Origin of the sequence: Streptosporangium amethystogenes, assembly GCF_000721075.1 — a bacterium.
Taxonomy (GTDB): Bacteria; Actinomycetota; Actinomycetes; order Streptosporangiales; family Streptosporangiaceae; genus Streptosporangium; species Streptosporangium amethystogenes.
The window spans coordinates 1-656 of sequence record NZ_JOEQ01000136.1; the positions used below are offsets into that span (position 1 = coordinate 1).

1 protein-coding gene is annotated in these 656 nt (G+C 67.2%); it reads left to right on the top strand.

The annotated features are described in order from the left end of the window. Positions 1-656: HAD-IC family P-type ATPase (locus IG98_RS0143965; protein WP_030926572.1), on the top strand; the 656-nt coding region annotated here is incomplete at both ends.

Genomic DNA, 656 nt, shown 5'->3' on the forward strand with positions numbered 1-656 from the left:
GGCGCGGGTGCTGGGGGTGATTCACCTCAAGGATGTCGTCAAGCAGGGGATGCGCGAGCGGTTCGACGAGATGCGCCGGATGGGCATCCGTACCGTCATGATCACCGGTGACAACCCGTTGACGGCCCGGGCGATCGCGGACGAGGCCGGGGTGGACGACTTCCTGGCCGAGGCCACTCCGGAGGACAAGCTCGCGCTGATCAGATCGGAGCAGGAGGGCGGCCGGCTGGTCGCGATGACCGGTGACGGCACCAATGACGCGCCCGCGCTCGCGCAGGCCGACGTCGGGGTGGCGATGAACACCGGCACGTCGGCCGCCAAGGAGGCCGGCAACATGGTCGACCTGGACTCCAACCCGACCAAGCTCATCGAGATCGTCGAGATCGGCAAGCAGCTGCTCATCACCCGTGGCGCGCTGACGACCTTCTCGATCGCCAACGACATCGCCAAGTACTTCGCGATCATTCCCGCGATGTTCGCGGCGGTCTACCCCGGCCTGGACGCGCTGAACATCATGCGGCTGGCCAGTCCGCAGTCGGCGATCCTGTCCGCGGTCGTCTTCAACGCCCTGGTGATCATCGCGCTGATCCCGCTCGCCCTGCGGGGGGTGCGTTACCGCCCTTCCAGCGCGTCGAAGCTGCTCAGCCGCAACCTCT